The organism is Methanobacteriaceae archaeon (genome assembly GCA_030656015.1).
Taxonomy (GTDB): domain Archaea; phylum Methanobacteriota; class Methanobacteria; order Methanobacteriales; family Methanobacteriaceae; genus UBA349.
The window spans coordinates 302,450-329,357 of record JAUSNX010000001.1; the positions used below are offsets into that span (position 1 = coordinate 302,450).

Below are 26,908 nucleotides of genomic sequence, written 5' to 3' on the forward strand. Positions count from 1 at the left end.
CTTTTTAATTATTAATAGAAAAATTAATAGGATATAATTTACAAAATAGTATACTATATTAATTTATTAATTACAAGTTTTAACACGATATTTATTTATTGGGTTGAGTCCTCGGGGGGATGATATGGTTTCAAATATGGATTTATTTGAAAGTGGCATTGATAATATGTCAATAGGCGGATATCTTATTTGTGAGAATTGTAATGGTTATTACCAGTTACAGGAAGGCGAATCACCTTCAGAATTTGATTTGTGTGAATGCGGGGGGCATTTAAACTATCAAGAAACTCATAATTTTATTTCTAAAAAGAAAAATGGAACGGATACCACACAATTAGAAGAAGACCAACTTGATTATGAAGAAATTCAAGAAATGGTAATTAATCTGAAGAATAAAGCTGAAAAAAGGAAAAAACAGTTCGAAGAGCTTTCCAAAAAAGTTGAAATCCAGGAAGAGATTTTAAATGAGATTAAAGATGGAAAACTCCCCATGTGGGGAAAAAATCCTAATAAAAATATTAAATCAGTATTTATTCAACCAAAAAACCCTAGAAACAATATTTCTGGAAATAGTGACATTTACCCGTTTGATGAAAAAGACCTTAAAGAAACCATGGAAAAGGAAGAAAAAAAGCTTATGGCCCGTATTCAAGAGAAAAGAACCAGTGTTCGTAACCAAAAGAGTTCATCTAATTCCTTCAAAGAAAACATTTCCCTACTAAAAGTAGCGTCAGTAATAGCAATAATATTACTTATTTTAGCAATATCTCTTTATTTCTTTAAATAAAACCATTTTATATTTAATTTTTAAATTTAGTTTATTATTTGGCCGCTTGAAATTCTAATTCAAATAATGTTAAATAATTAAGTAAAAAAAATAGAATTCAAAAACTATCTTGTAATTTAATAATTTATAAATATAAATAATTAAATCAAAGAATTGATAATTCAAAATACTATTTTTAAAGCAGATTCCATACTATTTAATGTATTTTCAATATCTTCACGAGAATGAGCTTGTGATAAGAAACAGCACTCGAATTGAGATGGTGGTATGAAAATTCCCTTTTTAAGAAGTTCTTGGAAATAAATAGAAAACTTATCAACATCAGAAGTCTTAGCATCATTATAGTTTTTTACCTCAATTTCAGTGAAATAAATCTGGAACATGGATGTTAAACCAACTAACTTCAAATTAAAATCGTTATCTTCTAAAATATCTCTGATTCCGTCCCTTAAAGACTGGCTTTTTTCATTCAAACCAGAATAGAATTTTTTATCAAGTAATTCAAGTGTGTTCAATCCAGCAGTTACTGAAACAGGATTTCCATTGAAAGTTCCTGCTTGATAAACACTCCCGCAAGGTGCTATGAACTCCATTATCTCTTTTTTACCGGCTAAAGCACCCATAGGAAATCCACCACCAATTATTTTCCCCATAGTTACCAAATCTGGAGTAACACCAAAATATTCCTGAGCTCCTCCTTCTGAAAGTCTGAAACCAGTGATAACTTCATCAAAAATAAGCATTATATTATTTTCTTCAGTTATTTCACGTAAAAATTCTAAATATCCTTTCTGAGGTTCAATACAGCCAATATTGGCCATTACTGGTTCTACTATAATAGCTGCTATTTCATCTGCTTCCAATTCAATTAATGCCAAAAGTGCATTCATATCATTGAAGGGAATAGAAAGAGTATTTTTTGTGGTATCCTCTGGTACACCAAGAGAATCAGGTAAACATGCAGCTCCCGAACCTGATTTTACCAGAACATAATCATGAGCACCATGATAAGATCCTTCAAATTTAATAATTTTGTTTTTCCCGGTGAAACCTCGGGCCAGTCTTATGGCACTCATAGTTGCTTCCGTTCCAGAATTTACAAATCTAACCATTTCTGCACAGGGAACTTTATTTATTACTAATTTGGCCAATTCAATTTCTTTCTCGGTAGGAGCGCCGAATGTGGTTCCATTTTTAATTTGCTCGTAAACTGAGTCAATTATATTCTCAGGAGCATGGCCCATTATTAAAGGACCATAACCCAGGCAGTAATCAGTATAAACATTTCCATCAACATCCCATAGTTTTGAACCTTTTCCTTTATCTGCAAAAAATGGATATGGTTTAAATGCTCTGACTGGAGAATCTACGCCCCCCGGCAAGTATTTTTGGGATTCTTTAAATAAATCTTCAGATTTCATTGTTTTTCCTCATTTAATCAAGAATATAAGCTTTATAAAATATTTAAAATAATTTTAAACAAAACTAACCATTATTCCTGGCCAGTTTTACTAATACTAATAAGGGAATTTATAGCAGCTACAGCCACGGGAGTGCCTCCTTTAGGGCCTCTGGTTATTAAACTATCAATATTTGTTTTTAAAAGTGATTCTTTTGAATCAGCAGCACCAACAAAACCAACAGGAACTCCAACAACAGATTTAACATCCATTTCTCCATTTTCAATCAGTTCGATGAGTTTATAAAGAGCAGTAGGTGCATTTCCAACGGCCACAATCCCCTCAAAACCCATATCTGCAGCATATTGCATTGCTGCTGCCGCTCTGGTAATTTCACTTTCTTTGGCCATTTTAATGACATCAGGGTGACTTATAAAACAATTAACATCACCAGAATATTTATTTATACCAACACGAACCATATTGATATCCGTTAAAATATCCAAATCTTCTTTTAACGATTTAACACTTTTAGAAACAAATTCATCCGTTATAATTGTTAAATCCGCGTATTCCACATCAGCCGTGGAATGAACAATTCTCTCTACAATAGATTTTTCTTCAGGGGATAGTGAGGCGGTTTTGTCACCAATTAATGACCTAACTATATCCCGGCTTTTATTGGCAATTTCGTAGCCCTGTTTAGTAGATGCACCCATGAACATGATTATCACTCAATTTTGAGGTATAAATAATATTATTAGTTAAATTTAGATTTTTATTAATGAATAATCAATAAAATTGACAACTCATTAGAATTTTTCTATTAAATATTAATTTATATGCAGACTTATTTAATTATTCTATACATTATTATGTTAGGGATATAATAAATTTTTTTAAAAAAGATAATTTCTAAAATAATAAAATTAAAATTATTAAAATGAATTAACTATAAATCCTTATCAGGTTCATGAAGTTAATTAAATTAGATTAATGAAGTTGCAGCATTTTTACCTGCAGTATAGCCAGTAGAAAAAGCCATTTGCAAATTGTATCCCCCACTTAGGCCGCAAAATTCAATTATTTCACCAGAAAAATACATGCCACTGACTAATTTTGATTCCATGGTTTTTGAATGAATATTCTTATGATATACTCCACCACAGGTTACCATACTACTTTTAAAAGGCATTAATCCAGTTATATAAATTTTTAAGTCCTTAAGATTAATAATTAGTCTATTTTTCTCTTTTTTCGAGATTTTACTGAGTTGTATATTATGATCTATATTTGAATTAGTTAAAAATGGAATTATAAGCTTATTAGGAAGAATTGATTTTAAATAATTTTTTATAATAGTTTTACCATTTTTGGAAAATTCTAAATTAAATTTATCCTTTAATTCATCAACTGATATTTCAGGAATTAAATCTAAAAAGATTTCCATTGGAAAATTATTTAGTCCTATTTTCTCTTTATTGTTCCTTTCATTGTTTTTAATGAAATTTTGCGAATTAATATGAGAGTTAGTTAGTAAAGAAATTTCTCGACTCAAATCCAAAATTCCGGGACCTGATAGGCCAAAGTGAGTAAATAAAATAGTCCCCATATACGAAACTCTTTTTTTAGAACTTTTTCTAAAGCTAAGGCCAATATTTTCAAATTTTAACCCAGATAAATCTTTTATCCATTCCTCTTGAACTTTTAGTGGTGTCAAACCAGGATTCAATTTAGTTAATTTATGGCCTAAATTTTCCGCAAATTTCATTCCATCCCCAGTAGAACCCGTTGATGGATAAGATAGGCCCCCGGTGGCTAAAATAACTTTAGATGATTTAATAGATGAGTTTTTTCTATTAAAGTTTTTTTGGTTAATATTACTCTGAAATTCATTTGACGTTTTCTGAGGTTTCAAATGTTTTTCCATAGAAATATCAAAATAATCCTCATTTTTTTCAATATTGCTAACCTTGTGACCCAATAATAGTCTTACATTATATTCTTGGAGATATTCTTCTAGTAATTTTAATACAGAAGAAGATTTATCATCGTCAGGATAGACTTTTCCATGAGATTCAACCTTGAAATCCAATCCTTTATCCTTAAAAAAAGTCAGCAGAGATTTATTATCAAAATTATAAAGCGAAGGCTTTAAAAAAGAACTATTTTTTCCAAAAGCATTAATATGAGTCTTTAGATCTGAATTATTAGTAATATTGCAGCGCCCTCCTCCAGTTAAAAGGAGTTTTTTGCCCAGTGTTTCATTTTTCTCAATTAACACAACATCGTGAAATTCATTATTTTTTTTAGTTTTAATTTTAGATTTATGATTAATTTTTTTATTATGACTACTCCTGCTCTTGGATAACATTTTTGCAGCAGATATTGCCGCCATTATACCCGCAGGGCCTCCACCAATAACTGCAATCTTATAACTAATAATATTTCCATTTTTTCCATTAGATGAGTCATCAATAGAAGAATTTTTAATTTTCATGATATTTTCAAAATCCTTTAAGTTCTAATCAGCGATTATTGTTGATTGAAAATTACATATTTAAAAATAATAAAAATAAAAAAATTGTTGAAATTCTTAAAATTCAAATAATTATATTAGAAAAAGATAGAAATTAAGGAGTTAACCTTCTTCTATCTCTTGGGAATAAAACCGTTTCTCTAATGTTATTAAGGCCAGTTAAAGTCATATTGAACCTTTCAGCCCCTAATCCCCATCCAGCATGAGGTGGCATCCCATATTCAAAAGCTGCCAAGTATCTCTCAAAAGATTCCGGATTTAATCCTTTTCCTTTAATTTTTTCCACTAAAAGGTCATGCTGATGAACTCTGGTAGCACCAGAAGATATTTCCAGATCTTTATACATTAAATCAAAGGCCTGGCTCTTTTCAGGTGTTTTTTCCTCATGTAGGACATAAAATGGTTTAATTTCAGTTGGCCATCCTGTAATGAAATAATATCCATCCATGATTTCGCCCATAGCTTTTTCTGCCGCTCGGGATAAGTCTTCTCCATGTTCAATTGGAACTCCCTTAGAATTAACCATATCAATCAATTCATCGTACTCGATTTTTTCAAATGGAGTTTCTGGAACCTGCAAATCTCTTCCCAGAACCTCAAGTTCTGTTTCACAGTTTTCAGTAACATCAGTAATAGACTGAATAACCAGTTTCTCCAAAACATCCATCACATCGTGTTGATCCATGAAAGAAGATTCTATATCAATTGAAATGACCTCATTTAAGTGTCTGAGGGTATCATGCTCTTCTGCTCTGAATATCGGAGCTATTTCATAAACTCGATCAAATCCCGAAGACATCATGATCTGTTTGTAAAGCTGAGGGCTTTGGCCAAGGAATGCTTCCCTCTCAAAATAGGTGATAGGGAATAATTCTGTTCCACCCTCTGTAGCGGAAGCTACTAACTTAGGAGTGTTAATTTCTAAATATCCATTCTTCTCTAAGAAAACTCTTACAGAATGGAGCATAGTACTTTTAATTTTGAAAATTGAACTAATAGATGGTTTTCTAAGATCTAAAAACCTGGAATCCAAACGAGTATCAATCTCTGCTCTAACCTTTTCAGTAGGATCCAGAGGTAATGGCTGTTTAGATTCATTTAATATGTACAATTCGGAAGGTATAACTTCCACTCCACCTGGAGCTTTGGGAGATCCCTGAACTTTTCCTTTAACCGCAATTACAGATTCTTTCTTAATTTTTCGCAGTTTTTCAAAAAGATCTGTTTCAATCTTTTTGCTGGGAGCAGTAATCTGGACTAAACCATCACGGTCTCTTAAAAGAACAAAAATAATTCCACCCAGATCTCGAATCTCATGAGTCCATCCCATAACCAGGATTTCCTCATCATTCATATCTGGATTAATTTCTTTAGAATAATGACTTCTTCTTAAATCGCCTAATGAATTCATCAATGTTGAACACCTCTAAAATTGAATTTATTAATTAAATAAGTATTATTTTTTTATTTGAAACATTATTAGAATATTTTAAATTAATATTAAATTAAAATATTACCATGTTGAATATTAAAAACTATATTTGAAAATTTTAATCAATTATTTTAATCTCTTTTTAAATGATTCTGCATGGGCAAAAAGACCTTCATATTCAGCTAAAGGAATAACAACATCTTTTAAATTCTCCAGACCTTCCCTAGATAATCTTTGAACAGTTGGTTTCTTTAAAAAAGATTCAGTGGAAAGGCCAGAATACATCTTAGCACATCCTGCTGTAGGAAGAACATGATTAGTTCCAGAACCATAATCCCCTGCAGAAACAGGAGTTAATTCACCTAAAAATATTGATCCTGCATTTTTAACTGATTTAAGTGTTTCTTCAGGGTCTTTAGTCATGATAATTAAATGTTCTGCTGCATATTCATTGGTAAAATCAATAGATTCTTGAGTAGAATTCGTTAAAATAATTTTGCCATATTTATCCAGAGATTCTTTTATAATATTGCTTCTTTCCATATATTTAATGTTTTGTAGAACAATACTCTGTACTTCATTAGCCAGATCACTGGAAGTGGTCACCAGAACACAGGAAGCATTTGGATCATGTTCAGCCTGAGCCAGAATATCAAAAGCAATAAAATCTGCATTAGCAGCCTCATCAGCTATTATTAGAACTTCAGAAGGTCCAGCCGGAAAATCAATATCCACTTCGCCATAGACCAACTTTTTGGCCCCGGTTACAAAAATATTTCCAGGCCCTACAATTTTATTGACCTTCTTAATTTCTTCGGTCCCATAAGCTAATGCAGCAATGGCTTGAGCACCGCCCACTTTATAAATCTCGTCAGCACCAGCTAAATCTGCGGCCACTAACAAAGCATCTCCAATTTCACCATCAGCTTGAGGCGGAGTGCAGCACACAATTCTTTCCACACCAGCTATTTTAGCCGGAATAACTGTCATTAATATTGTTGAAGGATAAACAGCTCTTCCACCAGGAATATAGCATCCTACACTTTCAATGGGCCTTATTATTTGGCCTGCGCATATTCCTGGAGCAACCTCTTGGAACCATTCTTTAGGAAGCTGTGAGTGATGAAATTTTTCTATATTTTCAGAAGCTTTTTTCAGCGAATTTATAATTTCAGGTTCCAAATTTTGATAACTAGTTTCTATTTCATCTTGAGAAACCTTGAAATTCTTTAGTTTAACGCCATCAAATTTTTTTGTGAATTTACTCAGTGCATTATCTCCATGAATCTTTACTTCATTAATAATGGATTGCACACTAATCAAAACATCATCAACATCAATTTGAGAACGTTTAACAAGTTCTATAACATCTTCACGTTTATATTCTATAATTTCCATTATAATCACAGTAAAATTGTATCAATCTTATAAACTAATTTATAGTTATAACACTTAATATTAAATAAAGTCTTTTTTAATGAATAGTTTTAGTAATTGATTTTATAAAATAAATTTTTATTAAATATAAATTGCCATAATACTAATTAAGATTATAAGAAATCATTATTATATTTATTTATAATAAAAAAAATAATTCTAATAATTGAATAATAGTGATTATTTTTAAATTAAATTTTATTAAATAATTTTTTTAAATAGGTAATAATAAATCAAGTAATTAGAAACTAGATAAGATTATATGAAACAAACAAGGATTAAGTAAAAGTCATTAGTATTATCAATTAGAAATTATTTAGTAAGGAAAACCTTATCTAATGTCAATTATAAAAAAAGAATGTTCACTAAATATTATCTTTAATTTAGATAATTTTTATCACAATATTATTTAATTTCATACTACAAAATCATACTAATCTAAGCGTTCTCAAAGAAAGCTAGCATCTATAAGGTGCGTATTCTAATTTTAAATAGGAGATGAGGCTGGTACCCATGTATAAAGATGAAATGATACAACTCCACCAATTTTTGGTATATGTCTTAAAATATTTGGAAAATGGCTATGAAATAAAAAGCGAGTGTGAAGATTATATTTCGCTCAATATAAGCCCACATCATATCCACCGAACCAAAGCTGAACATAAATACGCAATTTTTGTTCTGTCAAGCGCAATTTCTGAAATTATAGCAAAAGAGAATTCAGGAACCTTACCATCTAATGTAGTAAATGGATTATCTGAACTTGCAAAGAGATCTAAAAAAGAATTAATTAAGGTTGAGGTTCAATTAGCAAAATAAATGGATCCAGATAAATGCATTAAAAAGGAGTTAACACTTGTTTTATCTTAAATGATGCCTAATTTTTATTTAAGACCATTTTACTGATTATTTAAAGGATTATTTCAAAGATACAATTTTAGGAGCAAATAAACTTTTAAATATCCAAATAATCTTATTTTTTATTTTAACTAATTAATATTAATTAGATTTTATTATTCTTTTTTTTTTAAATATTCTAAGCTTATAATTTTTAATCAATACCAAAAAATTTTAATAATGTTAAAAACAATTTATTTAATAATTAAATCTACCTCATCTTTGTTTTTTATCTTTTTTTAATAAAAGGAGTTTTAATATGAAGGCTATAAAAAAAATGATGTGTCTAGTGGATGGAGAACATTATCTACCTGTCACTAAATCAGCAATTGATACTTTGGATAGTTTAGAACATTTAGAAGTTGTAGCTCTGGTATTTATTGGAGGAACTGAAAAATTAAGGGAAACTAGTGAAGAATCTTTCTCTAAAAAGATGGGGCGGCCAGTTCATTTTGGCCCACACACTAATGAAATTCCTTATGATCTCATTTCAGAGTCTGTGAAAAAATATGATGTAGACGTTGTAATGGATTTATCAGATGAACCAGTAGTTGACTATTCCCAAAGATTCAAGATTGCTTCAATAATATTATCATTAGGAGTCCCTTATGAAGGGCCTGATTTTAAATTCCAACCATTGACTGAATACGAAGTTTTGAAAAAACCTTCTTTAAAAATCCTGGGAACCGGTAAAAGAATTGGTAAAACAGCAGTTTCTGCTTATGCTGCCAGATTAATTCATAAAAAAGAATATAATCCTTGCGTGGTTGCTATGGGCCGTGGAGGGCCAGAAGAACCCGAAATTGTCCGTGGAGATCAAATTGAAATAACTCCTCAATTTTTAATGGAACAATCAAATAAAGGAGTACATGCTGCATCAGATCACTGGGAAGATGCTTTAATGAGTAGAATACTCACTATTGGATGCCGCAGATGTGGTGGCGGAATGGTAGGGGACGTTTTCATTACCAACATGAAAAAAGGTGCTCAACTGGCCAATGAAGTTGATGCTGACTTTGTAATTATGGAAGGAAGTGGAGCAGCCATACCCCCAGTAAAGACCGACAAACACATAGTCCTGGTAGGTGTTAACCAACCCCTAATTAATATAGAAAACTTTTTTGGTCCGTTTAGAATAGGATTAGCAGATTTAGTTGTTTTGACCATGTGCGAAGAGCCTATGGCTAGTGCTGAAAAAGTTAAACAGGTTGAAGAGCTTGTGAAAGAAGTTAATCCTACAGCAAAAGTTATTCCTACAGTATTTAGGCCAAAACCACTGGGAGATGTGAAAGGTAAAAACGTTTTATTTGCCACCACCGCACCAGATTCAATTAAAAGCGTTTTAGTAGAACATTTAGAAAAAGAATATGGTTGCAAAGTAGTAGGAACTACACCTCACCTTTCTAATAGACCTCTTTTACAAAAAGACATTGAAAAATACATTGAAAAAGCAGACGTGATGCTAACTGAGCTAAAGGCAGCGGCAGTGGATGTGGCTACTAAAGATTCTCTGGAAGCCGGACTGGAAGTTGTTTACTGTGATAACATCCCTATCGTAATTGATGAAAAATACGGTAGCCTTTCTGAAGCAATTATTGAAGTGGTAGACCGTTCTATTGAATCATTTAATTCAAAATAATTAAGTTAATTAATATAATATATAGAAGTTAAAAAAAAGGAGTTCTTTTGAATTCCTAGAGTTTTATTTTTAATTTTATCAAGTTAAATCCATTATTCGATTTTTAGGTGATATATTGGAATCCTCAGAATTAAAAAAGCTTTTAAAATTTAGTTTAAATGAAAAAAAAGTTATAAAAAAACTTGAACTGCCAGAAGATACTTTTTTACCCCTTATTTTTTCTATTAGATTTGGTGGTGACTGGAGCTTAAATAAAAATTCTAAAAAAGTTATGTCCATCAAAGAAAAGCTCACCCATTATGATGAAGAAAAAAAGTTAGGTTATACTTTAGAAAGAGTTTATTTATTTTTAAATCCAGTTATTTTAGCACAAGAAGGTACTGTTTACCGTTTAGAGAAATGCAGTAATAAACAGGAACGTGAAATGGTTAAAAGACCATATAAAGTTTCAGTTGATGCTGATTACATTCTAGAAGCTACTTTGGACCCTATAGAATCAGAAATTAGACTTAAAAAGATAAATAATCCTTTAAAATTTACAGGGCCTAGTGCTTACGGAGTTTCTCATGAAATGGAACATTTGGAAGAGAAAGAAACCAAAGGAAAACCATTCTGGGAATTTGAATACAAAATTGAGGATTAATTCCAGATAAACATTATATTGCTTATCTAAATCTCTTTTTAATTTTTCACGTTTATTAAAAGTGCTTTTAAATAAGTTATCAAAAACTAATGGAAGATCCGTTTCCAGTGATTTTATCCCTTCTTCAGTAATGCCACCTTTAGTGGCCACTCGAGATATTATTTCTTCAAAACTCATTTTCTTTTCAGTTAAAAGTTTAACTGTACCTAATAAAGTCTGTAAAACCATTTCTTCTGCTTCTTTTTCAGTTAATTCACTTCTAGCAGCCCCAATATCAGCAAATTCCTTGAAAATATATGCCATAAAAGCAGGGGAACAGCTAGTGAGATCCGTAGAAATGTCTAAATCTTCTTCTCTCACAACTTTTACATTACTAATTCTGCTAAAAAGACTTTCTACGAACTCTTTTTCCTTTGAATTAACTTTTCCATTGTGACATACCAGAGATACACCTTCTTTAAGCTCTGAAGTTAAGCTGGGAATTATTTGTGTTATTTTAAAAGAAAAACTTTTTTCAATTGTTTTTAAGCTTAAACCCGCAGATATATGAATTATATGGACATCTTTCGCTATTCCATCTTTTATTTCATCTAGTACATTCTTTACTTCACCAGTATTTACAAAAAGAAATATGGGATTGCATTTTTTGGCCAAATCCATATTTTTTGGGGAAATTTCCATTTCTGGATATTTCTCCTTTAAATTATCTAATTTAGAAATAGTACGGTTGGAAACCATTATATCCTTAGCAGATATTGAATTCGAATCCAAAAACCCATTCAAAATCATACTTCCCATACTTCCATATCCAATGAATCCTATTTTCATTTTATTCATAAATAAGTCCCTCTGGCAGTTTTTTATCAATAATCCATGCTCTCAAAACACTGTTGAAAAATTCAGGTTCTGTTAAATTCCAGGCATGGACCATATTAGCAGCAATGAAATATTGAGAATTATAGAGTGCATCATTCAAATCTTTGGCTGAATCTTTAATAATCCCATATTCTTTTTCACCCGCAATAATCAAAACTGAATTATTTACTTTTTCCAGACCTTCAGGTATTTTAAAAAGCATATTTTCATGTAAAATTCTATTTAGTGAATCTGAAGAAATAGACTTCGTGGCCTCTTTTAAAGTTTTAAAATACTCTTTTGGAAAATTATAGCTTCTAATATTTGCTTTGATTAAAAAATCAGAATTTTTTATAGGCATATATGCTTTTATAGTATAATTTAAGAGTTTTAACCAAAAATCTGTTGCAGGAATTCTTCTAACAAGAGTTCCGCTGATAAGAACATGATCAATAAGTTCCGGTGATTTGCTTAACATTTCCACCGCAATTTGAGCACCTAAAGATATTCCCACCACATGGGCCTTTCTCCCATGGGCCCTGTTACGGATTAGATCTAGTATATCCGCAGCAGCATTTTTTATAGTAAATGGTTTTATTTCGCTACTTTTACCATGTTCTGGAAGATCTGGAACTAAACAGTGGTAATCTTTAAACGCCTCCAACTGTTTATCCCACATCCAACCACCCAGTGCCCCACCATGCAGAAATACAATAGTTTCAGGGTTATTTTTTCCTGTTTCTTTTAAATATAAATCCATTCTATTCCTCTTAAATTAATTTTAATAAGAAATTTTAGTAAGAATAATAATTAATTAAGTCATTATTAAGTTTCATTATTTATCAATGGAATATATTTTCTCTTAATTAATAGTTTTAATAAAATATAATACTTTGAAATAATAATATTATACTATAATAGCTGGTACCTAAACTAAAAATTCAATCTAATTAATTAATAGGTGTTAAATATGAAAGCAGACACAAAAAAAATGGCTGATGGAGTCTATTGGACCGGAGTAATGGATTGGGATATCCGAAATTATCATGGATACACATTAGGTGGAACAACTTACAATGTTTACCTGGTATTTGGAGAGGAAAAGGTTGCTTTAATTGACAACAGTTATCCTGGAACCTCTGGGCAACTCTGGGGAAGAATTAATGATGCTTTCGAAAAAGAAGGTAAGGAACCTAAAATTGATGTTATTATTCAAAATCACGTGGAAAAGGATCACAGCGGAACATTAGTAGAAGTATGCAAGAAATTCCCTGAAGCAAAAGTTTACTGTACTGAAAAAGGTGTGGCTGGCCTTAAAAATCATTATCCTGCATTGGAAAGCATGGAGATAGGAATTGTTAAGACTGGAGATACTATGGATTTAGGAGGGAAAACCCTGGCATTTCTAGAAGCCCCTATGATACATTGGCCAGACAGCATGTTTACTTTGCTAGTGGAAGATGGAATTCTATTCTCTAATGATGCCTTTGGTCAGCATCTCTGTTTAACTCAACGATATGATCACGAAATTCCAGAGAATGTGCTTATGGAAGCTTCCCAAAAGTTTTTTGCCAACCTGGTGACACCTTTATCCCCATTAGTACTTAGAAAATTTGCAGAAGTCACAGAATTAGGCCTTCTGGATAAGATTAAAGTAATTGCACCATCACATGGGCAAATTTTAACAGATCCTTTAAAAATGATTGGTGCCTACACTGACTGGGCTACTGGAAAATGCAAGGATAAAATCACCATTGTTTATGATACCATGCATTATTCTACCCAAAAAATGGCCCATGCCATGGCCGAAGGAGCTATGGGTCAAGACGTAGAAGTTGTTATGTACTTCTTAAGTCATGATGAGCGAAGTGAAATAGTAAAAGACATCTTGGACAGTAAAGCTATCCTCATTGGAAGTCCTACTTTATATAATGGAGTTTACCCTAGTTTAGGAGATTTAATGTATTATCTAGAGGGCCTAAGCTTCAATAGAACTGGTCTTAAAAGATTAGCTGTTGCCTTTGGTTCCAAAGGATGGGGTGGAGGAGCCACCAGAAAACTGTCCACTGAACTCGAAAAGTGCGGTTTTGAAGTTGTGGAAACACTGGATGTCGATTTCATTCCAAAAGAAGATAACTTGGATAAATGTTATGAAATAGGAAAATCCGTTGCTGAAAAGATTAAAAAGATTTAAAGCCTTATTTGTGCATTTAAATCTTTATAATTCATATTTTTTAAATTAAGAAATTATTCGTATAATATATTTGAGTTAAATTATTAATTTAATTTTCTTTAGGAGTTATTTTTTTCATTTGGGAGCTATCAAGTTTATTTCAAGGAGGGATTAATTTGAAATCAATGAAAATTGATAATGCTTTAGAGACCAAGAAGAAATTAGTTTTAGGGCTTTTCTGGTCAATAAGAAAGACTATTAAAACGGAAGGTTGTGCTCCTGTTCGTATTAAACAGATAAAAACTGCCAAAAACACTTATCTTCCTGAAGGTCGGAAATTACTGAAGCTATCTGATGAAATCTTTGATGATGTGGTTGATTCCATGCAGAATAAACACGAAGTTGAATTTGAAATTTCTATGGGTAATGAAACAATTGAATTAAAAGTTATGGATGAGTCTTTTTCCATATCTACCACTAAAAGTCCAGAGCTGGAAGAAGAGATTGTTGAAAAAATGGAACTTGAAATGATACGGGTAACTCCTGATTTCTGCAAGACCTTTGTGCCTAAAGTATTTCCGCGAGACAGTACTCGATCAAAAGAGCTTTAAATGATTGTTTTTTATTTTTAAAATAGTATACGGCCTAAAATAATATTTAATAATTATCTAAATGATTTTAAATAAATATAAAAGTAAAAAATAAGATAAAAATAAGATAAAATTTAGTGTTTAAAATTAAAAAGAAAGGGATTATTTATTTTTCATATTTTTGTTTAAGAACATATTGTGGTATGAAACTGTCATTAATCAGTTTTTCTTTATATCTTTTAACAAGCCTCTTATTGCTTTCAATTTCGTATTTAACGATTTTTTGTAGTTCAGGGTCTTTTTCTAGAGTATTATTGATTCTTTTTTCTTGTGCCTTGATTTGTGGTAATAGTTTCTGTGCTTCTTTGTATTTGTTTTGTGCTTGTCGTGTTTTTCCTTGTATTTGGAGGTCTATGGCTTGTTTTTTTGTTTTATAGTATTGTAGTTTGAGTACTAGGTATTTTTCTAACTCTTTACTGTATTCTTTTTGGATATCTGATGTTGAATTTTTCAGCATAACCTTATTCCAATAAATAATTCCGTTATTGGTGATTTCAATCATTTTTTGGTAATTTGCCTGTGCTTTTTTCAGATCTGTCTTATTTCCATTCGAATTTGTTGAATTTTTAATAAAAGAATCCGCCTCTGCCTGAAGAATATTATCTAACTCTAGAATCATGATTTGATCAGTAAGTGCTAATTTAAAGTTCCCATTGGTTGTCATGGAATTGCTTACGTATCCTATTGATAGTACTATGGTTGCGATTACGATGATAATGGGTATAAACAGTCTTTTATCTTTTTCTCGTATTAGATTGATTGTTATACCTATGATGGTTCCAGCAAAGGCCCAAATGATACATACTATTATCCACATCCATGAGAATCTCAGCACATCAATAAATGAAAGAGTACTCGCAAGTATTAATAAACCAGCAATAGTTCCAGATATTATCCCCGAAATGAGAGGATTAAAATCATATCCTGCACACAAATTTTTATAAGATAAAACAGTAGCAATGGCCCCGGAAAGCATGACCCAGGGTGTAAAAGAATCTAGTAGAAGATTTCCTTCGCCCATCAGTGCCCGGAGCAAAAATAATAATATGATGCTAACAGCAGCCCCTATTCCTACAGGTATCCAGGAAATCCGATATTTTTTCTCATTAACTCTTTTACCACACTTTACACAGCATTCTACATCATCGGGGTTCTCTGTACCGCAGTTTTTACACTTCATCTTACTATTTCTCCACTAATCAATTAAAAAAACTATGAAAATTAGATTTATAAATAAAATTAAGATTATTAATATTAATCTCTTAAGATAATTGCCTAAAATAATATTTAATAATTTCTAAATGATTTTGATGTATAAAATATTCTTTTTGGAATTATAGTAAAAAAATCAAACCAAAGATGAAAATTAAAATTTAATACATAAATCAATTGTAAGTTATAATAAGAAACTATTTATAGAACCTCTAACCCATCGATAGATTACAAGAACAATTATGAGGTGATTATTGTGGCACAGTTAGGTGGCCAAGGCCAACAGATATTAATATTACCTGAAGGTACTGACCGTTTTATGGGTAGAGACGCCCAGAGATTAAATATTTTAGCTGGAAAAATATTAGCAGAAACCATTCGGACTACTTTAGGTCCCAAGGGAATGGACAAAATGCTAGTGGATTCCTTAGGAGACATCGTGGTAACAAATGATGGAGTAACCATCCTCCGAGAAATGGATATTGCTCATCCCGCTGCAAAAATGCTAGTAGAAGTAGCAAAAACCCAGGAAGACGAAGTAGGCGACGGAACTACTACTGCAGTAATTATCGCAGGAGAATTACTGAAAAAAGCTGAAAACTTACTAGAAATGGATGTTCATCCAACAATCATTGCCATGGGTTACAGGCAAGCAGCAGTAAAAGCTCAAGAAATCTTAGAAGAAATTTCATTTGATGCTTCTGATAAAGACACTTTATTAAAAGTGGCCATGACTGCTATGACTGGTAAAGGTTCTGAAAAAGCTAAAGAATCATTAGCAGAACTAATTGTTGGATCAGTTATGCAAGTTGAAGAAGATGGGGAAGTTGAAAAGGACAATATAAACATTCAGAGAATCCAAGGCGCAAGCGTCGACGAATCTGAAATTGTTAATGGTGTTGTTATCGACAAAAGCCGAGCTGACCCAGCTATGCCTAAAAAGATTGAAAACGCTAAAGTTGCTCTCTTAAAATACCCAATTGAAGTAAAAGATCTGGAAACTGATGCTAAAATCAAGTTAACTGACCCTGCTCAAATGCAAGCTTTCATTGAAAATGAAGAGCAAATGATTAAAGACATGGTTGCTAAAGTAGTAGATTCTGGTGCAAATGTCTTATTCTGTCAAAAAGGAATTGATGACTTGGCCCAGCATTACTTGGCTCGAGCAGGCATTCTTGCTGTTAAAAGGGCTAAAAAATCTGACATGACCAGATTACAAAAAGCTACTGGTGCTCAACTGGTAACTAACATCGATGATTTAGGTTCTGATGATTTAGGAGAAGCAGGAAAAGTATATGAGAAAAAAATCTTTGATGAAGTTCTCATATTTGTAGAAGACTGCAAAGAACCTAAAGCTGTTTCCATTATCTTAAGAGGAAGCACCAGACATGTGGCTGAAGAAATCGAACGAGCCCTCGATGATGCTATAGGTGTAGTTGCTGCTACTTTAGAAGATAAAAAGGTTGTTATCGGTGGAGGAGCTCCAGAAATAGCAATTGCTAAAGGCCTCAGAGCTTTCGCAGATACCATTAGTGGAAGAGAACAATTAGCTGTTGCTGCATTTGCAGAAGCTTTAGAAATCGTTCCTAAAACACTAGCTGAAAACGCAGGTTTAGACAGTATAGATGCTCTTGTAGATTTACGATCTGCCCACGAAAAATCCCACTACATGGGATTAGATGTTTTCCAAGGCGAAGTAATGGACATGAAAGAAGCAGGTGTAATCGAACCTCAAAGAGTCAAAAAACAGGCCATTCAATCTGCTGCTGAAGCTGCAGAAATGATTCTAAGAATTGACGATATGATTGCAGCTAGCGGTGCCTTTGAAGGTAGAGGCGGCGAAATGGAAGGTATGGGTGGAATGCCTGGCGGAATGCCCGGTGGAATGCCTCCAATGATGTAATAGATGGGAATTAACCCTTCTATCTTTTTTCTTTTTATTTCTATTTTTAAAAATTTGTCTTAAAATAACTTTAAAAAAATTATAAACTAATTTTTTCCTAATGTTCAACATTATTCCCAATAATTCAATAAATTTGCAATAATCTTTAATTTTTTGTTATTAATATATCAATAAATCAGAAATATTAACGACAAATTAATATTTAACATGATTAATCAATATTTATAATGATTAATAATAGTAAAATATATATGTCAAAGCCAACTTACTTAGTATCATTGAAAAGTGAAAGGATGGTGCAATATGACTAAGGACACCTCTGTTCTCCTAGATGAAAAAAGGCTTTTTAAACCAAACTATAAAATTGTGGAAGAAGCCCATGTGAAAAACTGGGAGGCTGAAATCGAAAAAGGAAAAGACCTGGAAAAATACTGGTCTGAAAAAGCAGAACAATTTGAATGGTTTGAAACATGGGACAAAGTTCTGGATGAAAGTAAAAAACCATTTTACAAGTGGTTCACCAATGGAAAAATTAACCTGGCCTACAACGCAGTTGATAGGTGGATTTCAACTGATAAAAGGAACCAGGTAGCCATTTTATATACCAATGAAAGGGGAGATGAAAAAAAACTCACCTACTACGAACTTTACCGTGAAGTAAATAAAATGGCCAATGCTCTGAAAAATTTAGGCATTAAAAAGGGAGATACCGTATCAATGTATCTGCCCATGTGCCCTGAACTCCTAATTTCTATGCTGGCCTGTACCAAAATTGGTGCTGTTCACAGTGTAGTTTATTCCGGACTTAGCGTAGGAGCATTCGTTGAAAGAATGAACGATGCTGATGCCAAAGTTTTGATTACCGCCGATGGGACTTTTAGAAGGGGAAAAATAATAGATCTCAAAAAAATCGTAGATGAATCCATTCTTCAGTGCCCTACTATCGAAACAGTAGTAGTGGTTAGACACACAGGAAACCCCATTAATGTTTCTGAATTAAGTGGTAGGGAAATATTTTACGATAGGCTGGTAGAAGGTGAATCCGGTGAATGTCCTGTTGAAGAAATGGATTCAGAAGATCCCTTATTTATCCTTTACACCTCAGGAAGTACAGGAAAACCAAAAGGGGTCCTGCATACTACTGCTGGATACATGGTAGGTGTGGCCACGACCTTGAAAAATGTATTTGACATACACAATGGTGATTTATGGTGGTGTACCGCAGATATAGGTTGGATAACAGGTCACAGTTACCTTATATATGGCCCATTACTTTTGGGTACAACTACACTGGTTTATGAAGGTGCACCAGATTATCCCGATCCCGGAGCCTGGTGGAAGATTGTGGAAAAATACGGTGTTACAAAATTATACACCGCACCTACAGCAATCAGACACCTTATGAGATACGGAAGCAAGTATCCAAACATGTATAACTTGTCTTCGTTGAAAATACTGGGAAGTGTTGGAGAACCTATTAATCCTGAGGCCTGGATGTGGTTCTACAAAAATATAGGGAAAGAAAAAATACCTATAATGGATACCTGGTGGCAAACTGAAACTGGGATGCACATGATATCACCACTACCAGTTTCCCATTTAAAACCAGGAACCGCAACTTTGCCACTTCCCGGAATAGAGGCTGATGTAGTAGATGAAAAAGGTAACCCTGTGCCTCTTGGAAAAGGAGGGTATCTGGTAATTAAAAAACCATGGCCCGCCATGTTTAGAACCCTTTATAATGACGAAGAACGTTTTATTAACGTTTACTGGAAAGAAATTCCTGGTGGAGTTTATCGGGCAGGTGACCTGGCTCGAAAAGACGAAGACGGATATATATGGATTCAAGGCCGTTCTGATGATGTTCTTAATATTGCTGGCCATAGAGTAGGGTCTGCTGAAGTCGAATCAGCCTTTGTTTCCCATCCAGCTGTGGTTGAATCCGCGGTTATTGGAAAATCAGATCCTATTAAAGGTGAGGTGATTAAAGCCTTCTTGATACTAAAAGAAGGTTATAAATTAAACACTATTCTTATTGAAGATCTTAAAAAACACATCCGTTATGAATTAGGACCAGTAGCAGTTATAGGAGATATAGTGCAGGTTGATACACTTCCAAAAACCAGAAGTGGTAAAATTATGCGTAGAATACTTCGTGCAAAGGAAGAAGGAAAAGATCTAGGTGACACCTCAACCTTGGAGGAATAAAATGGTAATTATTACTAAATAATGTCAATAAAATTTAAATATATTTTTTAAAAAAAGGAGATGGATTAAAAGATTGATTGAATTGTTAATAATGAAATAAGGTGATTTAATGCCTCATACATTAAGAAGTCAAATAGGAATATATGATCTGAATAGTGAAATGAACTACTACAATAGCAATTGCCCAGCATACAGCACGAGAGAAAAATATAATTTATTAAGAGAACTTTCTAATAATTTATTAGAAAAAATGTACCAGCGCAATTGTTACAGTGTTCGAAAAACCTATGCATCGTATCAAAACTCCAAATAATGCCAATAATATTTTAATTAATAAAATAGGAGGATAATAAAATGGAAAATAAAAAAACCGTCATTTTAAAAGATTTGACGTCAAATCCTGCTCCACTTGGACTTTTAGGATTTGGACTTACCACCGTATTATTGAATATACATAATGCAGGTTTTTTCCCAATAAATAGTATGATACTGGCTATGGGAATTGCTTATGGTGGAATAGCCCAAATATTAGCCTGTGGGATGGAATTCAAAAAAGGTAACACTTTTGGTACAGTAGCATTCGGGTCATATGGATTATTCTGGTGGAGTTTTGTACTCTTAATCATACTTCCTAAATTGAATTTAGCTGCTGCACCGGATAAATTATCTCTAGCAGCATATCTATTCATGTGGGGCTTATTTACCTTAGTAATGTTCTTTGGAACTCTTAAACTTAGCAGAGGGCTACAAGTAGTATTTTTCTCACTGGCTGTGTTATTCTTCCTTTTAGCCTTAGGAGATATAACGGGCAATGCTACAATAACAATTATAGCTGGTTATGAAGGAATCTTCACTGGTTTCGCTGCTATATATGTTGGATTAGCCCAGGTTCTTAACGAAACTTATGGTAAAAAGTTATTACCTACTTAAAAAACCAATATTTACTTGAAAAAATTTAATTTGACGCCTCCATGTCAAAAATGGCCCATTGATTTATTTAAGCTCAATGGGTCAATATTTTTTATATTTATTTTTATAATTTTATAAAAAAATATTTATTTTAAAATCAAGTTTTTTAAACATCTATTTTAAATCCAATATCTACTTCACTGGCTGGCTTGCCACCCCTTAAAGCCCAGTTATCCATTGGTGCTTCATAAAGAACTGTAGTAATGTCATCTCCATCAATTCCAGGATTTTTTGCCAATTTATCCACTAAATTTTGATAGAATGCTTTTTTAGCATCTAAAGATCTTCCAGGAAACATAGTTATCTCAATTAAAGTAACATGCTCTGATTTATTGGGTGGAAATTCAAAATTTTCTTTTTCTAACTCGTAAAGACGCTGAAAACGATCAGCATCAGGTATTTTAATAGATTCTACCAAAGCATCATGAACCGCATCCAGAATGGCCTTTTTATACTCTTCAGAGTAACCTTTTAAAATTTCTATTTTTACTAGTGGCAATATTCTCACACCTTTTTTTTATTGGTAAATATTTATTTATAAAAAATATGTAATGAAATATTTTATTTATTTGTTATTTATTCTATTTAAAAATGCTACTAATTTCTAATTATTTATAATGATTTTAGGCAAACCAAAAATTATATATAAGAATTTAATTTAAATATTATTAATTAATTTAGGTGGGCCTAAAATGTCAGACAAAAATTCAGGTAGTGAATCATTAAGCGAAAACATTGAAGAATATCTGGAAATCCTTTATAAACTCAGTAAAGGAGACCAGTTAGTTAAAACTTCTAAAATATCAACTAATTTAAATATAGCACCTGGAAGTGTCACTCAAATGCTAAAAAAACTTGATGTTATGGGTTACGTAAAATATTCTCCATATAAAGGAGCAATTTTAACTGAAACTGGCCTCAAAAAAGCCAAAAGTGTTACCAGAAAGCATAGATTACTTGAAAAATTTTTACATGACATTTTAAAAATTAAAAAAGAAAAAGTGCATGATCAGGCCTGTGATATGGAACACACCTTGTCCGACGATGCAGAAAGAGCCCTTTGCCATCTTTTAGAAAGACCAGATGAATGTCCTGATGATGAAGAGTTAATTCCAGCGTGTAATTTTAGCTTTCAAAGCTGTGAAGAATGCATGGAAAGGAAAAATGAAGAAGTGGCGCAGGTTGGAAATCGAAAAGAGAATTTAGTTTCCATTGTTGATCTTCATGAACATGAAAAAGGTAAGGTTTCATTTATAAGAGGAGATTACAAGGTTATTAGACGCCTAATGGATATGGGAATAACCATGGGTGCTACCATAAGCATGATGCAAATTGCACCTTTTAAAGGCCCGGTTGAAATCGCGGTTAGGGGATCAAAGCTTGCTTTAGGAAGAGAAATAGCCAATAACGTTTTTGTAGAACTTATACCTGAAAATATTGATAATGATGGAGCTGCAGTTCATGGATAAGTCAGCTAAAAATGCAGATAACCCCAACATTACCAATAATAATGCTGATTTTACCATAGCCCTGGCAGGAAACGCTAATGTTGGTAAAAGCGTAATTTTTAATCACCTTACAGGTTCCAAACAAACAGTAGGAAACTGGCCGGGAAAAACCGTAGAAAGGGCTGAAGGTAAACTACTATTTGATGATTATAATATTCATGTAATTGATTTACCTGGTATTTACTCATTTTCCACGTTTTCTATGGAAGAAATAGTTTCTCGAGAGTACATAGCTCATGAAAAACCAGATGTAGTTATTAATGTTCTTGATGCCTCTGTTTTAGAGCGGAATCTATTTTTTACTATACAATTAATGGAAATGGAAATTCCCATGATAATATGTATAAATCAAATGGATATTGCCAAACAAAAGGGCATAGTTATTGATACTGAAAAACTGGAGAAAGCATTGGGCATTCCAGTTATTCCCACCGTTGCTATTCGAGGAGAAGGACTCCAAGAATTAATTAAAAAAGCTTTAGAAGTTTCAAAAACCCGGAAAGAGAACAAAATACCTATTGATTATAAAGCAATTGAATATGGTGGGGAAATTGAAAACAGAATTAAATTACTGAAAGATTTAATGGATTCTGAAAATCTGGAATTAAAATATCCTAATAAATGGATGGCCATAAAAATACTGGAAAATGATCCAGAGATTAAGAATCTAGTAAATTCAAAATCTCCCAATATAATCCCCTTTGCCTATCAACTAGAATTAGGAATAGAAAAAATTCACCAAGAACCTGCTTTTGCAGTTATGGCATCAGAAAGATATGGGCTGGCTAATAAAATTGCTTCAGGGGCCCAAATTCAGACTGACGTTAAAATTACCTTTTCCGATAAGTTGGATAATGTTTTAACCCATCCTTTTTATGGATACATTACTTCAACCATGGTCATATTAGGGCTGCTTCTATGGACTTTTATAATTGGAGATTTTATTTCAGGGATAATAACTAATGCACTGAGTTTTTTCCAGCCAGTTGATCCCAGCACATATAGTAACATACCAGTTATATTATGGAATGGTGCTTTTGGAGGTTTAGTAGCAGGTTTAACTCTCATTGTACCGTTTGTGGTCCCATTTTATATTCTTTTATCTTATATTGAGAATTCCGGCCTTTTAACCCGAGTAGCATTCATGATGGATACTTTCATGCATAAAATCGGATTGCATGGTAAAGCTCTCATTCCACTCATATTAGGGTATGGTTGCAGTGTTCCAGCTATTGACAGTACTAGAATTCTTGAAAGTAGAAGGGAAAGACTTTTAGCAGCATTCGCCATTACATTTGCACCTTGTGCAGCACGAACAATAATTATATTGAGTCTAGTGGCCATATTCGTCAGCATATGGTGGGCTCTGGCATTGTATGTGCTTGATCTGGTTATAATTTTCATTATGGGAAAATTGGCCCTTAAAGCAATGCCGGGAGAATCAACCAGTTTGATTATGGAAATGCACTCTTTAAGGATGCCTTCCGCATCAATGATATTAAAACAGACCTGGAACCGTACCAAATCGTTAATTTATTTAGTATTCCCTATTTTTATAATTGGAGGGGCCATAATACAAGTTTTATATGTATTAGGAGTTCTGAATTTTATAGGAAGTCTATTAACACCACTAACCGTTGGTTGGCTTGGTTTACCTGCATTTGCAGGAGTCCTGCTTTTACTGGGAATTGTAAGAAAAGAATTCATACTTTTAACATTGGTTTCATTTGTGGGAACTGATTTAAGCCTGGCTTTAACCTCACAACAGTTTATTGTGTTGGCCATAGTAGGAATGCTTTATATTCCATGTCTTTCAACAGTTGGAATATTAATACGGGAATTTGGAGTAAAAGCATCCAGTGTGATAACCACTGCTAATTTAGTTACCGCATTCATTGTAGGGGGCATTTTTGCCTATATACTTCCATTTATTTTTTAAAATAGAAATATAAAACAATTACGAAAACAAAACAGGAATAAGTGGATTGTTATTTAAATAGATTTTATTCAATATTGAAAAATAAATATTAATTATGTATAAAATTAAATTAAAAATATTAAGTTTATTTAAAATACTGGAAGTGAATCTATGAAAAAAATCCAAATTTATTCCTGGAATGTAAATGGAATCCGAGCTATCCATAAAAAAGGGTTTTTAGAGTGGTTAAATGAAGATAAACCAGAAATTCTTTGTATTCAAGAAACCAAGGCTAATCTAGATCAGCTTCCTAAAAAACTAGTTAATGTTGATGGTTATAAAAGCTACTTCAACTCTGCTGAGAGAAAAGGTTACAGTGGAGTGGGCATTTATTCATCCCTGAAACCAACAAAAATTGACAATGGATTTGGCATAAAAAAATTTGACCTGGAAGGCCGAGTCCAGATTGCAGATTATGATGATTTTGTTTTATTCAATATTTATTTCCCTAACGGAAAAATGTCAGACGAACGATTAAAATACAAGCTCGATTTTTATGATGCTTTCCTTGAACATGCAAACAATCTGCGTGATGAAGGAAGAAATATTGTGGTTTGTGGTGATGTCAATACAGCCCATAAGGAAATAGACCTTGCTCATCCAAAGGAAAATAGTAAAATTTCAGGATTTTTGCCTGTGGAAAGGGCCTGGATAGACAAATTTTTGGAAAATGGATATGTGGATACCTTCCGGATGTTCAACCAAGAGCCAGAACAATACACCTGGTGGAGTTACCGAACCAAAGCTCGAGAAAGGAATGTTGGATGGAGGCTGGACTACTTCTTTGTAAATGAAGAATTTAAAAATAAAATAAAAGCTTCTTATATTTTATCAGATGTTATGGGTTCTGATCATTGTCCTATTGGAATTGAAATAGAAATATAATAAATTTATCAAAAGAATAGTCTTTTATTATTTTTAATAATAATTTTATATTGGAAAATAAAAAATAAAGTAAAAAAAATAGAATGAAAATAATTAAAAAGCCGATAATTTATTATTTCCTGCCTTAATCTTCTTCATATTCCATGATAGTCCTTCTGAGTTCCCTTTCAGTTTCGGCTATAATATCTATACTTTCAAATGCAACATCATTTTCCCTTAGATATTCTGCCAGTTGAGTAGGAGTAACACTATCTTCCATATCTGCAATTATTCCATCTGATTCACAAGATATAGAATCAACCCCAAAAATAGAAACATTATTGTATGCTTCTTCTTTTTGAGATGTTTTTATTCTAAAGGTCCTTATTTTCTTTTGCACTTGCGAAATATCAATATTCATTCGTTGCAATGCAATCAAAACGTGTTTTTCCAAGGCATCTTCAATAATACCAATATCAATAATATCCTTACCAGAGATAATACGTGCTGCTTGGCATATATGGGCCAAATCCCTTGCATGGGCGTAACTAGGTTCAAGTCCTTCCCCACCTTTAACTGCTGGAGTATAAACCTTTTTAAATCTCTCAATTATATTTTCATCATAATTTTCCCCGATTAAATCCAAATTTCGTTTGAAAACTTCAGCCACATTCTCCACTGGAGGATGGGTCAAGAAAATATGAAGTGGAGCACGTCTCAAGTGGGCCTCATCCATAATACTCACATCAAGGTTAGTAGAAAAAGCTGGAATAAAGTGACTGTGGACAATTACTGGCACTCCCCGAACATATATAACATCCTTTTTATTTTCCATAGGTACAATCATTCTATTTAAAATAAGTTCGTGATCGTCCCTTTGTCGTCCTAAATCGTCCACCAGCAAAATTCCACCATTTGCTTTTATCATAGGGGAAGTTTCATAAACCCCTTTATTAGGGTTATAAAGAGTTTCTAATTTATTTAAACTCAATTCAGCACCTGTGAAAACAAAAGGAGCGTGTATTTTGACCCATCTTGGATCTTCAGGTTGTTCTGGACAATTTCTATGAAAATCAGGATCATGAAGTTGAATTACCTTTCCACCGAACTCTATAAATTTCGGAATTATAATGGGCGGTAAAAGATCAGAAGTTTTACTAATAATAAAAGTTTTTCCGGAACCAGGAGAACCATAAACAAAAATGCCCTTACCAATAGTACATGATTCTATAAGGCATGTTTTAGCTTTTCGAAGGCCAACCACATCACTAAAGGTTTTTTCAGCAACATCTTTGGGTACATTGACTGGATGACGATCCTTTAGCTGTTTATTCATCATATCTTCATAGTTTTCATAGGATACTGGAGCTATACCCATGTAAGGATTTTCTTCAGCAATTCTACTAACTTTTTCCTTTCCTTTTTGAGTTACTGTGTAGTCAATACTTGAAAAAAGAAAACTTCCACCTACTTGAGCACAAAAACCATCTTCCTCAATTTTACGAAGTGAAGCTTCTAGAATGTCCCAGTGAATTCCGGTCAACTCATTTAATCTACTGGTTTTAACAGTCCCAAAAGCTGAAATAATTTTTAAAATAAGGTCCCTTACAAAAACATCAGATAATCGAAGATCCTCCAATGTTTTTGGTTGTTTTAATTGATCAAAAAGTTCTTGCATTTGTTCATCGTGATAATATGTCATTCATCCAAACCCCAATAAAATTAAACATATAATAATATATAGATTTATTAAGGTTACTAATAAATGCTTATATTAAAATTAAAATCATGAAATCTGCAGAAATAATCCCAAT

23 protein-coding genes are annotated in these 26,908 nt (G+C 32.6%); 13 read left to right on the forward strand and 10 right to left on the reverse strand.

Going from position 1 to position 26,908, the window contains the following annotated elements; all coding sequences use genetic code 11:
* The first annotated feature begins 124 nt into the window (after nucleotides 1–124).
* Nucleotides 125–787 (forward strand): hypothetical protein, encoded by a 663-nt coding sequence (locus Q7I96_01470; GenBank protein ID MDO9626280.1) that lies wholly within the window; start codon nucleotides 125–127, stop codon nucleotides 785–787.
* Between the two features lie 161 nt (nucleotides 788–948).
* Here the strand turns inward: Q7I96_01470 and hemL are convergent, their stop codons facing one another.
* The 5 genes from hemL to hisD form a co-directional block, all read right to left on the reverse strand.
* The gene (hemL, locus tag Q7I96_01475; protein MDO9626281.1) at nucleotides 949–2,208 is read right to left on the reverse strand and encodes a glutamate-1-semialdehyde 2,1-aminomutase; all 1,260 of its coding nucleotides are present in this window, start codon (nucleotides 2,206–2,208) and stop codon (nucleotides 949–951) included.
* Between the two features lie 71 nt (nucleotides 2,209–2,279).
* Complete coding sequence (locus tag Q7I96_01480) at nucleotides 2,280–2,912, reverse strand: cobalt-precorrin-8 methylmutase (protein ID MDO9626282.1); 633 nt, start codon at nucleotides 2,910–2,912, stop codon at nucleotides 2,280–2,282.
* A 263-nt stretch (nucleotides 2,913–3,175) separates the two neighbouring features.
* On the reverse strand, nucleotides 3,176–4,687 hold the full coding sequence (locus Q7I96_01485) for an NAD(P)/FAD-dependent oxidoreductase (GenBank protein MDO9626283.1): 1,512 nt from the start codon (nucleotides 4,685–4,687) through the stop codon (nucleotides 3,176–3,178).
* A gap of 133 nt (nucleotides 4,688–4,820) precedes the next feature.
* Nucleotides 4,821–6,140, reverse strand: coding sequence for an aspartate--tRNA(Asn) ligase (gene aspS, locus Q7I96_01490; protein ID MDO9626284.1), 1,320 nt, complete (start codon nucleotides 6,138–6,140; stop codon nucleotides 4,821–4,823).
* Between the two features lie 144 nt (nucleotides 6,141–6,284).
* Nucleotides 6,285–7,556, reverse strand: coding sequence for a histidinol dehydrogenase (hisD, locus tag Q7I96_01495; GenBank protein MDO9626285.1), 1,272 nt, complete (start codon nucleotides 7,554–7,556; stop codon nucleotides 6,285–6,287).
* 552 nt (nucleotides 7,557–8,108) lie between these two features.
* Between hisD and Q7I96_01500 the strand changes: the two genes are divergently transcribed.
* The 3 genes from Q7I96_01500 (at nucleotide 8,109) to Q7I96_01510 (ending at nucleotide 10,774) form a co-directional block, all read left to right on the forward strand.
* Nucleotides 8,109–8,414: a UPF0058 family protein gene (locus tag Q7I96_01500; GenBank protein ID MDO9626286.1), complete on the forward strand. Its 306-nt coding sequence runs from the start codon at nucleotides 8,109–8,111 to the stop codon at nucleotides 8,412–8,414.
* Between the two features lie 337 nt (nucleotides 8,415–8,751).
* Nucleotides 8,752–10,131: a cyclic 2,3-diphosphoglycerate synthase gene (locus Q7I96_01505; protein ID MDO9626287.1), complete on the forward strand. Its 1,380-nt coding sequence runs from the start codon at nucleotides 8,752–8,754 to the stop codon at nucleotides 10,129–10,131.
* A 115-nt stretch (nucleotides 10,132–10,246) separates the two neighbouring features.
* Nucleotides 10,247–10,774: a RimK/LysX family protein gene (locus tag Q7I96_01510; protein MDO9626288.1), complete on the forward strand. Its 528-nt coding sequence runs from the start codon at nucleotides 10,247–10,249 to the stop codon at nucleotides 10,772–10,774.
* On the opposite strand, the gene Q7I96_01515 is transcribed toward Q7I96_01510, so the two are convergent.
* A complete protein-coding gene (locus tag Q7I96_01515; GenBank protein MDO9626289.1) occupies nucleotides 10,661–11,611 on the reverse strand; it encodes a pyrroline-5-carboxylate reductase dimerization domain-containing protein in 951 nt (316 codons plus the stop codon). The two genes, Q7I96_01510 and Q7I96_01515, sit on opposite strands and share 114 nt — an antisense overlap.
* Nucleotides 11,604–12,389, reverse strand: a complete 786-nt coding sequence (locus Q7I96_01520; GenBank protein ID MDO9626290.1) for an alpha/beta hydrolase — start codon at nucleotides 12,387–12,389, stop codon at nucleotides 11,604–11,606. Before Q7I96_01520 ends, Q7I96_01515 begins: the two co-directional genes overlap by 8 nt.
* A gap of 210 nt (nucleotides 12,390–12,599) precedes the next feature.
* On the opposite strand from Q7I96_01520, the gene Q7I96_01525 reads away from it, so the two are divergent.
* Nucleotides 12,600–13,823, forward strand: coding sequence for an FprA family A-type flavoprotein (locus Q7I96_01525; GenBank protein ID MDO9626291.1), 1,224 nt, complete (start codon nucleotides 12,600–12,602; stop codon nucleotides 13,821–13,823).
* A gap of 164 nt (nucleotides 13,824–13,987) precedes the next feature.
* Entirely contained in the window at nucleotides 13,988–14,413 is a 426-nt protein-coding gene (locus Q7I96_01530; GenBank protein ID MDO9626292.1) for a hypothetical protein, read from the forward strand.
* Nucleotides 14,414–14,558: 145 nt separating this feature from the next.
* On the opposite strand, the gene Q7I96_01535 is transcribed toward Q7I96_01530, so the two are convergent.
* A complete protein-coding gene (locus tag Q7I96_01535; protein MDO9626293.1) occupies nucleotides 14,559–15,632 on the reverse strand; it encodes a hypothetical protein in 1,074 nt (357 codons plus the stop codon).
* 288 nt (nucleotides 15,633–15,920) lie between these two features.
* On the opposite strand from Q7I96_01535, the gene thsA reads away from it, so the two are divergent.
* From thsA to Q7I96_01555, 4 genes are all read left to right on the forward strand, one after another.
* Nucleotides 15,921–17,567: a thermosome subunit alpha gene (gene thsA, locus Q7I96_01540; protein MDO9626294.1), complete on the forward strand. Its 1,647-nt coding sequence runs from the start codon at nucleotides 15,921–15,923 to the stop codon at nucleotides 17,565–17,567.
* Between the two features lie 303 nt (nucleotides 17,568–17,870).
* Entirely contained in the window at nucleotides 17,871–19,775 is a 1,905-nt protein-coding gene (gene acs / locus Q7I96_01545; GenBank protein MDO9626295.1) for an acetate--CoA ligase, read from the forward strand.
* A 109-nt stretch (nucleotides 19,776–19,884) separates the two neighbouring features.
* Nucleotides 19,885–20,088: a hypothetical protein gene (locus Q7I96_01550; protein MDO9626296.1), complete on the forward strand. Its 204-nt coding sequence runs from the start codon at nucleotides 19,885–19,887 to the stop codon at nucleotides 20,086–20,088.
* Between the two features lie 41 nt (nucleotides 20,089–20,129).
* Complete coding sequence (locus Q7I96_01555) at nucleotides 20,130–20,705, forward strand: acetate uptake transporter (protein MDO9626297.1); 576 nt, start codon at nucleotides 20,130–20,132, stop codon at nucleotides 20,703–20,705.
* Nucleotides 20,706–20,850: 145 nt separating this feature from the next.
* Here Q7I96_01555 and Q7I96_01560 read toward each other — a convergent pair whose 3' ends face one another.
* The gene (locus Q7I96_01560; protein MDO9626298.1) at nucleotides 20,851–21,252 is read right to left on the reverse strand and encodes a tautomerase family protein; all 402 of its coding nucleotides are present in this window, start codon (nucleotides 21,250–21,252) and stop codon (nucleotides 20,851–20,853) included.
* A 184-nt stretch (nucleotides 21,253–21,436) separates the two neighbouring features.
* Between Q7I96_01560 and Q7I96_01565 the strand changes: the two genes are divergently transcribed.
* The 3 genes from Q7I96_01565 (at nucleotide 21,437) to Q7I96_01575 (ending at nucleotide 25,115) form a co-directional block, all read left to right on the forward strand.
* A complete protein-coding gene (locus Q7I96_01565; GenBank protein ID MDO9626299.1) occupies nucleotides 21,437–22,213 on the forward strand; it encodes a metal-dependent transcriptional regulator in 777 nt (258 codons plus the stop codon).
* A complete protein-coding gene (feoB, locus tag Q7I96_01570; GenBank protein ID MDO9626300.1) occupies nucleotides 22,206–24,191 on the forward strand; it encodes a ferrous iron transport protein B in 1,986 nt (661 codons plus the stop codon). Before Q7I96_01565 ends, feoB begins: the two co-directional genes overlap by 8 nt.
* A 150-nt stretch (nucleotides 24,192–24,341) precedes the next feature.
* Entirely contained in the window at nucleotides 24,342–25,115 is a 774-nt protein-coding gene (locus Q7I96_01575; protein MDO9626301.1) for an exodeoxyribonuclease III, read from the forward strand.
* A gap of 124 nt (nucleotides 25,116–25,239) precedes the next feature.
* On the opposite strand, the gene Q7I96_01580 is transcribed toward Q7I96_01575, so the two are convergent.
* A complete protein-coding gene (locus tag Q7I96_01580) occupies nucleotides 25,240–26,796 on the reverse strand; it encodes an ATP-binding protein (GenBank protein ID MDO9626302.1) in 1,557 nt (518 codons plus the stop codon).
* Nucleotides 26,797–26,908 lie beyond the last annotated feature (112 nt).

What these genes read in the sequence shown, in the direction of transcription:
- acs (MDO9626295.1), top strand. Translation starts at nt 17,871, where the DNA reads ATGACTAAGGACACCTCTGTTCTCCTAGATGAAAAAAGGCTTTTTAAA.
- feoB (MDO9626300.1), top strand. Translation starts at nt 22,206, where the DNA reads ATGGATAAGTCAGCTAAAAATGCAGATAACCCCAACATTACCAATAAT.
- Q7I96_01575 (MDO9626301.1), top strand. Translation starts at nt 24,342, where the DNA reads ATGAAAAAAATCCAAATTTATTCCTGGAATGTAAATGGAATCCGAGCT.
- Q7I96_01485 (MDO9626283.1), bottom strand. Translation starts at nt 4,687, where the DNA reads ATGAAAATTAAAAATTCTTCTATTGATGACTCATCTAATGGAAAAAAT.
- Q7I96_01565 (MDO9626299.1), top strand. Translation starts at nt 21,437, where the DNA reads ATGTCAGACAAAAATTCAGGTAGTGAATCATTAAGCGAAAACATTGAA.
- Q7I96_01515 (MDO9626289.1), bottom strand. Translation starts at nt 11,611, where the DNA reads ATGAATAAAATGAAAATAGGATTCATTGGATATGGAAGTATGGGAAGT.
- Q7I96_01505 (MDO9626287.1), top strand. Translation starts at nt 8,752, where the DNA reads ATGAAGGCTATAAAAAAAATGATGTGTCTAGTGGATGGAGAACATTAT.
- Q7I96_01550 (MDO9626296.1), top strand. Translation starts at nt 19,885, where the DNA reads ATGCCTCATACATTAAGAAGTCAAATAGGAATATATGATCTGAATAGT.
- Q7I96_01520 (MDO9626290.1), bottom strand. Translation starts at nt 12,389, where the DNA reads ATGGATTTATATTTAAAAGAAACAGGAAAAAATAACCCTGAAACTATT.
- Q7I96_01500 (MDO9626286.1), top strand. Translation starts at nt 8,109, where the DNA reads ATGTATAAAGATGAAATGATACAACTCCACCAATTTTTGGTATATGTC.
- Q7I96_01555 (MDO9626297.1), top strand. Translation starts at nt 20,130, where the DNA reads ATGGAAAATAAAAAAACCGTCATTTTAAAAGATTTGACGTCAAATCCT.
- Q7I96_01530 (MDO9626292.1), top strand. Translation starts at nt 13,988, where the DNA reads ATGAAAATTGATAATGCTTTAGAGACCAAGAAGAAATTAGTTTTAGGG.
- hemL (MDO9626281.1), bottom strand. Translation starts at nt 2,208, where the DNA reads ATGAAATCTGAAGATTTATTTAAAGAATCCCAAAAATACTTGCCGGGG.
- Q7I96_01580 (MDO9626302.1), bottom strand. Translation starts at nt 26,796, where the DNA reads ATGACATATTATCACGATGAACAAATGCAAGAACTTTTTGATCAATTA.
- hisD (MDO9626285.1), bottom strand. Translation starts at nt 7,556, where the DNA reads ATGGAAATTATAGAATATAAACGTGAAGATGTTATAGAACTTGTTAAA.
- Q7I96_01535 (MDO9626293.1), bottom strand. Translation starts at nt 15,632, where the DNA reads ATGAAGTGTAAAAACTGCGGTACAGAGAACCCCGATGATGTAGAATGC.
- Q7I96_01470 (MDO9626280.1), top strand. Translation starts at nt 125, where the DNA reads ATGGTTTCAAATATGGATTTATTTGAAAGTGGCATTGATAATATGTCA.
- Q7I96_01480 (MDO9626282.1), bottom strand. Translation starts at nt 2,912, where the DNA reads ATGTTCATGGGTGCATCTACTAAACAGGGCTACGAAATTGCCAATAAA.
- Q7I96_01525 (MDO9626291.1), top strand. Translation starts at nt 12,600, where the DNA reads ATGAAAGCAGACACAAAAAAAATGGCTGATGGAGTCTATTGGACCGGA.